General features: G+C 76.0%; 6 protein-coding genes. 4 read left to right on the top strand and 2 right to left on the bottom strand.

What is annotated here, in order from left to right:
• From BUB17_RS27140 to BUB17_RS22445, 4 genes are all read left to right on the top strand, one after another.
• Positions 1 to 652: hypothetical protein (locus tag BUB17_RS27140; protein ID WP_208983580.1), on the top strand; the 652-nt coding region annotated here is incomplete at its 5' end.
• The gene (locus tag BUB17_RS22455) at positions 649 to 924 is read left to right on the top strand and encodes a hypothetical protein (RefSeq protein ID WP_072920891.1); all 276 of its coding nucleotides are present in this window, start codon (positions 649 to 651) and stop codon (positions 922 to 924) included. The genes BUB17_RS27140 and BUB17_RS22455, both read left to right, overlap by 4 nt.
• Positions 925 to 930: 6 nt before the next feature.
• Positions 931 to 2,295 (top strand): wax ester/triacylglycerol synthase domain-containing protein, encoded by a 1,365-nt coding sequence (locus tag BUB17_RS22450; RefSeq protein WP_072920890.1) that lies wholly within the window; start codon positions 931 to 933, stop codon positions 2,293 to 2,295.
• Positions 2,296 to 2,399: 104 nt separating this feature from the next.
• Positions 2,400 to 4,121, top strand: coding sequence for an RIO1 family regulatory kinase/ATPase domain-containing protein (locus BUB17_RS22445; RefSeq protein WP_083606538.1), 1,722 nt, complete (start codon positions 2,400 to 2,402; stop codon positions 4,119 to 4,121).
• A gap of 5 nt (positions 4,122 to 4,126) precedes the next feature.
• Here BUB17_RS22445 and BUB17_RS22440 read toward each other — a convergent pair whose 3' ends face one another.
• Entirely contained in the window at positions 4,127 to 4,582 is a 456-nt protein-coding gene (locus BUB17_RS22440) for a pyridoxamine 5'-phosphate oxidase family protein (RefSeq protein WP_141243156.1), read from the bottom strand.
• A complete protein-coding gene (locus BUB17_RS22435; protein ID WP_072920888.1) occupies positions 4,579 to 7,002 on the bottom strand; it encodes a phosphoketolase family protein in 2,424 nt (807 codons plus the stop codon). Before BUB17_RS22435 ends, BUB17_RS22440 begins: the two co-directional genes overlap by 4 nt.
• Positions 7,003 to 8,241: the final 1,239 nt, after the last annotated feature.

The following is an 8,241-nucleotide window of genomic DNA, read 5'->3' as shown; positions in this document are numbered from 1 at the left end:
CGCGCTGACCGTCGACGACATCACCCTCGACACCGCCGGGGACGAGTGGGTCGTCGACCGGTTCATCGGCGACGTCCGCGTCCAGGCCACCGCGGCCGACCCCGCGACCGGCCTGTTCATCGGCATGGCGCGATCCGCGGACGCCGCCCGGTACCTGGCCGGGGTCGGGCACGGCCGGGTCGGCGAGCTCGGCTCCGACGGCGGCCTCGGGGTTCCCAGCGAGATTCCCGGCGGCGCACCGGCCGCCCTTCCCGGGGACGCGGACTTCTGGGTCGCCCGGACCGAGGGGACCGGCACCCAGACCCTGCAGTGGACGCCGTCGGACGGCGACTGGACGGTCGTGGTGCTGCGCGCCGACGGCTCGGCGGGCGTGGACGTCGACGCGCGCGCCGGCGTCACGGTGCCCGCGCTGCCGTGGATCTGGTCCGGGCTGCTCGTCGTCGGCGCGGTGCTGGCCGTCGTGGGTGCGCTGCTCGTCGCGCTGGCGGTGCGGTCGGCCCGGTCCGGCCCGGCCGGGCCGTTTTCCGCGCCGTACGGCCCGCCGCCGCCTCCGGCCGCCGGCCCCCTCGCCGCACCCCCGGCGCCGCCCGCGCCGCGGCATGCGCCGGCGGACGCGCCGCAGGCCGGCACCACCCCGGGGACCGAGCGGTGAGCCGCCGCGTCCACCCGCGCTCCCGACCGCAGGTCCTCGCACGGCGCCGGGTGGCGGTGCCGGCGGCGGCCGCGGGCGCGCTGGCCATCGGGGCACTGGCGGCCGGGGCGTTCGCCGTCGGTGCCCTCGCGGTCGGCGCGCTGGCCGTCGGCCGCCTGGCGCTCGGCCGAGCGGAGGTCGGGGAGCTCCGCATCGCCCGACTGCACGTCGGCGAGCTGACCCTCGACCAGCCACTGCGCGGGCCGGGAGTGGCCGGCGCCACGGCCGGCTGAGCGACCGTGACGGAGGATCGCGGCGGCGTCCTCCCGCGGATCGAGCGGGCCGGCCCGACCGACCTCGCCTTCCGGGCCATGGGCTCGGGCGGGGCCCTGCAGGAGCAGCTGGGGGCCGTCCTCCTGCTCGGCCCAGGCGCAGAGCCGCCCGCAGTCGAGCGTGCGGTGGCCGAGCGGATGGGGGCCGTGCCGCGGCTGCGCCAGCGGCTGGAGCGGGTGCCACCGGGTGCGGGGCGGCCGGTGTGGGTCGACGACCCGTCCGCCGACGCCCGCCGGCACGTCCGGCGGGCGGAGTGCTCACCGCCGGGTGGCCAGCAGGCACTGCTCGACGTGGCCGCCGCGGTCGTCACCCAGCCGCTGCCGCAGGACCGGCCGCTCTGGTCGGCGGTCGTGGTCACCGGGCTGGCCGACGGCCGGATCGGCCTCGTGGTGGTGCTTCACCACCTGCTCACGGACGGGGTGGGCGGGCTGGCGGTGCTGGGCTACATCGTCGACGGCGCGGCGCCCTCACCCACCGTCGACGGCTTTCCCCGTCCGCGGCCCCCCTGGCGGCGGTTGGCCGTCGATGCCGCGCGGTCGAGAGCTGCCGCGCTGACTCGCTGGCGCGCCACCGCCCGGCAGGCCCGGGCGGCGCTGACGGCCGCGGGTGGGATGCTGCCGCCTCCTGCTGCTGCCTGCTCGCTGCTGGCGCGGACGGGGCCGCACCGGCGCCTCGCCGTGGTCCGAGCCGACCTCGCCGCCCTGCGCGCGGCCGCGCACGACTGCGGGGCAACGGTGAACGACGCGCTCCTGGTCGCCGTGGCCGGCGCCCTCGCGACCCTGCTCGCCGACCGCCGGGAGTCGGTCGACCCCCTCGCGGTGGCGGTCCCGGTGGCCGCGCGCCACTCGGCCGAGGTGGCCGACCTGGGCAACGCGGTGACGCCCCTGGTGGTCGCCGTCCCGACGAGTGGTCCCCCGGTCGACCGGCTGCGCCGGTTCGCCGGCACCGTGCGAGCTGCGCAGGCGACCGTCTCGGGCCCACCGCTGATCGCCGCGGCGGGGTGGTTGTTCCGGTTGCTGGCAACGGTCGGTCTCTACCGGGCGTACCTGCGCCACCAGCGGCGATTCCACACGCTCGTCAGCAACGTGCACGGTCCCGACCGGCCGGTCACCCTGGCCGGCGCACCGGTCGAGGCAGTCGTCCCCGTCGCGGTCGGTGACGCCGGGAACATGACCGTCTCGTTCGAGGCACTCTCGTACGCCGGCACCCTGGCCGTCACGGTCATCGCCGACGCGGACGCCGTCCCCGACCTGCCCGTCCTCGTCGCCGCACTGGAGGACCAGTTCACGCAGCTGGCCACTCGGTCGGCGCCGCCGGGTCGGCAAGAGTGATCCACGGGTCGGGGTCCCGGTGTGGAGCAGCCCGGGATCTTCGGGCCTCGGAGGGGGGTCACCGGTCCCGGGACCCGAGCTGGGCAGCGGGAGAGCATGGCGCGGTGACCGGCGACGCGGCGGTGGGTGCGCAGGCCGGGCCGGCGACCGAGGGGACCCTTCCCCCGCGGGCGCTGGTCCCGGCCACGCCTGCGCGGAGACCGGCCTGGCCGGAGGAGGACCGCCACCGCCGACCGTCCGGGAAGGACCGTATCCGTTCCCATCGGCCGCCTCCGGGCACCTGGGCGTGGACGGCGGCGCTCGTCGTCGCCGTGGTGCTGCTGGCGCTGGGGGGTGGATGGGCCCGCGCCCTGGCCGGCCTTGACCAGGCCGTCCGGGACTTCCTGGCACCGCTGGGCCGGCCGCCCGAGTGGGCCACCGACCTGGGCCGGATCGGCGCGGTGCTCGGGTACCGGGTGCTGTGGATCCCGACCGTGCTCGTGCTGGTGTGGACGGCGCGCTGGCGGCACGTGCTGGTCTACGTCGGCAGCATCTGGCTCATGGCCGCGATCGCACAGGTCGTCGCGGGGGACGCCGCGCTGGTCCCCGACGCCTGGGAGGGCGTCATCGGGTCGGAGGTGAGCATCAGTCTCCCGGCCTGGCCGGTGATCGTGCTGGCCACGGTGGCCACCGGGAGTCTTTTCGTCCTGACCCCGTCGGGACGGGTGCGCCGCTGGGGTTGGCTCGTCGTCGTCGGCCTGGCCGGCGGTCTCGCGACGGTCCGGGTGGCGCTGCTGCTCGACACCGCCGCCGATGCCGTGCTCAGCGCGGTCGTCGGCTGCGCCGCGTCGGCTCTGGCGTTCCGGGTGTTGGCGCCGGAGCACGCGTTCCCGGTCACCTACCGCCGGCAGGTCAAGGCCCACCTGCGGTTCCACCCGGCGCGGGTCGAGCGGATCCGCGCCGCCGTCCGGGACCAGCTCGGCATCGAGCTGGACGAGATCCGGCCCTACCACCTCGGCGGCTCCGCCGGGTCCACCCCGTGCCGGCTGCGCCTGGCACACGGGCCGCCGGAGGACCTGTTCGGCAAGCTCTACGCCACCACCCACCTGCGCTCGGACCGCTGGTACAAGTGGGCCCGCGTCCTCCGGTACGGCCGGCTGGAGGACGAGGCGCCGTTCTCCTCCGTGCGCCGGCTGGTGGAGCACGAGGACTACATGCTCCGTCTGCTCCGGGACGGCGGCGTCCGGGTCCCCGAGCCGGTGGGCGTGGTCGAGGTCGTGCCGGGGCGCGAGTACCTGCTGGTGACCGAACTGGTGCCGGACGCGGTCGAGGTGCTCGACTCCGGGATGGACGACGCGGTCGTCGACGACGCCCTCCGGCAGGTGCGCCGGCTGTGGGCGACGGGTGCGGCCCATCGCGACGTCAAGCCCTCGAACGTGCTGGCCCGCGGCGACCGGGTCTACCTCGTCGACGTCTCGTTCGGGGAGCTCCGCCCGTCGCGGTGGCGTCAGGCGGTGGACCTGGCCAACATGGTGCTCACCCTGGCGCTGGCCGCCGGGCCCCGCCGCGTCGTCGAGCGGGCGCAGGCGTTCTTCACCCCCGAGGAGCTCGCCGAGGCGCTTGCCGCGACCAGCTCGCTGACCATCCCGCGGCAGCTCGGCCGCAGGCTGGCCGACGCCGACGGCGACCTGGTCGAGGACCTCCGCGCGCTGCTGCCACCGCACCCGCCTATCCGGGTGCAGCGCTGGAGCATGCGCCGGGTGCTGCTGGCCGCGGCCACCCTCGGCGGCACGGTCCTCGCGATGCTGCTGCTGGCGCTCAACCTGCGGGCCGGCGGGCTGCTCTGACCGGGTCAGAGGTAGGCGCGCGGGTCCACGGCCGGAGGGAGCTCGCCCGGGACGACCCGGCGCCCGGTGACGTCCTGCGGGATCACGCGCAGCCAGTGGCCGTGGTCTCCCGGTGCCCAGGGGCTCGCCCCGGCGGCGTGGGTCCGCCGCACGAGGTCGGGGGCGTGGGCATCCGTGACCTCCTCGGCGAGCCCTCGGACCAGCACGCTCCAGCCGCTGCGTTCCCGCTGGTCGATCTCGTCGACCTCGAAGGTCACGTTGGCGTGCGAGGCAGCGGTCAGCTTCGTACCCGGGGCGGTCCGGATGACGATCGTCTGGCCGTCCATGCCGTAGTTGACCGGGAAGATCAGCGGGTGGTGCTCGGCGTTGACGCCCAGCCGCCCGACCTGCTGGGTCCGCAGCAGCCGGTAGCACTCGTCCACGGGGATCTCGGTCAGGGCCGCACGCCGCGCATCGGTCATCGGGGTCCCGCCTCCCACGTCCAGTCGCGGACCTCCGGCAGGTCCTCGAGCGCCTCGACGACGTGCTCGCGGTGCCGCCGCAGCTGCTCCCGGCACAGCCGGGCCAGGGCGTCGCCGCCCTCCGGGACCCGCCGTGAGCGGCGCAGCGCCTCCAGGACCAGGTCGTAGCGGCTCATGCGGTTGAGCACCACCATGTCGAAGGGCGTGGTGGTGGTGCCGTGCTCGGTGAAGCCGCGGACGTGGAAGCGATCGGTGTCGGGCCGGCCGTGGAGCAGCGGGTGGATGGCCCGCGGGTGTCCGTGGAAGGCGAAGACGACGTCGACGGTGTCGGTGAACAGATCCCGGAAGCGCTCGGGGGTCAACGCTGCGGGGTATTCGCCCGGTGGCAGCAGCCCCATGAGGTCGACGACGTCCACCACTCGGACCCGTAGGTGCGGGACGTGCTCGCGCAGGAGCTCCGCCGCGGCGAGCACCTCCATCGTCGGCACGTCGCCGGCGGCCGCGAGGACGACGTCGGGCAGGTCGGTGCGGGCCCGGTCGGGGTCCTCGGTCCCGGCCCACTCCCACACCGCGGCCCCGGCCGACACCAGGGTGCGGGCGGCGTCCAGGTCCAGGTACTGCAGGTGCCGCTGCTTGTCGACGACGACCAGGTTCACCCGGCCCCGGCTGCGCAGGCACTCCTCGGCGACCACCAACGTGCTGTTGGCGTCGGGTGGGAACCAGATGCGCGCCACGTCCGGCGACAGCGGGGCCACGGTGTCGATCAGGCCCGGGCCCTGGTGCGAGAAGCCGTTGTGGTCGTTGCGCCAGGTCGTGCTGGTGAGCAGCACGTTCAGCGAGGGCACCGAGGTGCGGCCGGGTTCGGTGGCCGCCACCTGCAGCCACTTGGCGTGCTGCACGATCATCGAGGCGCTGACCATCGCGAAGGCCTCGTAGGTGGCGAACAGACCGTGCCGGCCGGTGAGGGTGTAGCCCTCCAGCCAGCCCTCGCACAGGTGCTCGCTGAGGATCTCCATCACCCGGCCGTCCGGGCCGATGGACTCGTCCCCGGGGAGCACGGGCAGCATCGAGCAGCGGTCGGTGGCCTCGAAGACGGCGCCGAGCCGGTTGCTGTTCGTCTCGTCCGGGGAGAACAGCCGGAAGTCCCCGCCGCCGTCGGCCCGACCCGTGCGGACGAGCAGGTCCCGGAGGAACTCGCCCAGCGGCCGGGTGGTCTCGTGCTGCAGCACGCCGGGGGCCGCCACTGGCAGGGCGTGGTCGGCCAGGTCGGGCAGGGGCAGCGGACGTACCCGGAAGCGGGGACCCCCGGCCCGCGGCGTCGCGGACAGGCGCAGGTCGCCGTCCGGGACGAGCGCTGCCAGCTCGGCCACCAGCCGTCCTCGCTCGTCGAAGGAGTCCTCGGGCCGGTAGGAGCGCAGCCACCGCTCCAGCTGGGCCAAGTGGTCCGGGTCCTCACGCACGCGGCTCAGCGGGACCTGGTGGGAGCGCTGCGTCCCCTCCACGGGGACGCCGTCCACGGTGTGCGGCCCCGTCCACCCCTTGGGTGTGCGGAGGACGATTGCCGGCCAGCGCAACGGTACCGGGCCCTCGCCTGCGCGCGCCTCGGCCTGGAGGGCCCGGATCCGCGCGGAGGCGGCGGACAGCGCGGCGTCGAGTTCGCGGAACACGGCGCGCGCCTCGTCGCCGGCGACGACGACCGGGTCCCAGCCCTGGCCGTGCAGGTAGGCGCACACGTCGGCGTCGCTGCTGCGGCCGAGCACGGTGGGTCCGGAGATCTTGTAGCCGTTGACGTGCAGGATCGGCAGGACGGCGCCGTCGCGGCGCGGGTTCAGGAACGCCGGCAGGCGCCAGGAGGCGGCCAGCGGCCCGGTCTCGGCCTCGCCGTCCCCGACCACGCAGGCCACCAGGAGCCCGGGGTCGTCGAAGGCCGCGCCGGCCGCGTGCAGCAGGGCGTAACCGAGCTCCCCGCCCTCGTGGATGCTGCCGGGGATGTGAACCCCGGCGTGGCTGCTCACCCCGCCCGGCGTGGAGAACTGCCGCACCAGCCGGGTCAGCCCGGCCAGGTCGGTCGACACCTCGGGGTGCACCTCGCTGTAGGTGCCGTCCAGGTAGGCGCCGGCCAGGACCGCCGGGCCGCCGTGTCCGGGCCCGGCGACCAGGAGCGTCTCCTGGCGGGTGCGGCGGATCAGCCGGTTGAGCAGCGTGTACACCATGGTCAGGCCCGGGCTGGTGCCCCAGTGGCCGAGCAGTCGCGGCTTCACGTTCCCCGGGCGCAGGGGCTCGCGCAGCAGCGGGTCGGCCAGGAGGTAGATCTGGGCGGCGGTCAGGTAATTGGCCGTCGCCCACCACCGCAGGTCGAGGTCCAGCTCCTGGTCCGGGTAGGCCTCCGCGCCGACCCTGGGGGTCGCGACCGTGGTCATCGTGGGCTCCAGGGTGGTGTCGGGGACTTCCCTCGATCCTGCGGACGACGGCTCCGTGGCGATGGGGTCCTAGGTCCCGGATCGGTGTGCCGTTCGCTCCACGACGCCCGCGGAACTCGGGACGAGCGGAGGGACCTGCGCATCCAGCAGGCTCGGAGGCATCGAGACGAGCGGGAGCCGGGGAGACGGGATCGGGGCCGTCGGGGCGGCGGAGGAGCCGCGCCAGTACTGCCGGCCGGTGCGGACGGCGGCGACCCAGCACAGCACTGTCGGAGTGGCGGTCGTGGCGGCGGTCACCGGTGCGATCCACGCCGTCCCGCACGACCCGCCGGGCCCACCTGACGCCTCCGCGACCACGAGGAGGCCGATCGGGCCGAGGCAGCGCGAGGAGGCGAACGCCGCGGGCGCGGCCCACAGCGCCCTCCGGAGAGGCCGACCCCCGCAGCGGCTGCGGGGAGCAGGAGCAGGAGGTCGAGCCTGGTCCCCGCCCTCAGGCCCGGGCGTCGGCCAGGTACTCGACCGGGGGAGGTCCTGCGGCGATCGACACCAGGCCGCGACGTGGTGGCCGAGGGCGACCGCCCCGACCGCCGTCAGCCGGAGCGTGCCCACCAGGGCGCGGGTACGTCGCTCGAAGGTCACCGAGCCGGCCGGCAGGGCGTGCCCGGCCCGGAGGACCACTGCTGTCGCCAGCACCAGCACACCGAGGGCGACCGGTCCGCGTCGCTCCTCGGCGCCACGGACGGGTCGGCCCCGAGGACGACTCCGGCCGCGAAGTGGGACACGGCGGCGGCTGCGCCCAGGAGCAGCAGCGCACCGGAGGGTGTCGGCGGTGCGCCAGCCAGGACGCGACCGGGAGGGTCAGGGCCAGCACCACGAGCGCCACGATCTCCGCGCCGACGGGCGCGTTCACGGCGGAGGAGCCCGTCCGGCCGCCCGCCGGTCCGGAGCGCAGCGGACCCGGGGCCGCGAGCAGGGCTGCACCGGCGGCGAGCACGGTGCCGGCCGGGTACAGCCACCCCGTCCTGCCCGCGATCACCGGCCACGGCCGCGCACCACCCCGGGGACGCGATCCGGGCTGGGACATGGGCTCCTCCTCGCGGGTCGGAGCCACCCTCCGCGTCCTCGCGGCGAGCGGGCCGGGGGCCGAGGACCCCAGCCCGTGTCTCCACGGCCCCGATGGTGTGCGCCGGTCGATGCGGCGTCCGGTGCGGGGACGCGCTGCTCGGCTCGGGCGGACGG

This window comes from Geodermatophilus obscurus (assembly GCF_900143215.1).
Classification (GTDB): domain Bacteria; phylum Actinomycetota; class Actinomycetes; order Mycobacteriales; family Geodermatophilaceae; genus Geodermatophilus; species Geodermatophilus obscurus_A.
This window is presented reverse-complemented; position numbering and strand designations above follow the sequence as displayed.

Coding starts and splice junctions, on each gene's coding strand:
- BUB17_RS22440 (WP_141243156.1), bottom strand. CDS start 4,582: ATGACCGATGCGCGGCGTGCGGCCCTGACCGAGATCCCCGTGGACGAG.
- BUB17_RS22435 (WP_072920888.1), bottom strand. CDS start 7,002: ATGACCACGGTCGCGACCCCCAGGGTCGGCGCGGAGGCCTACCCGGAC.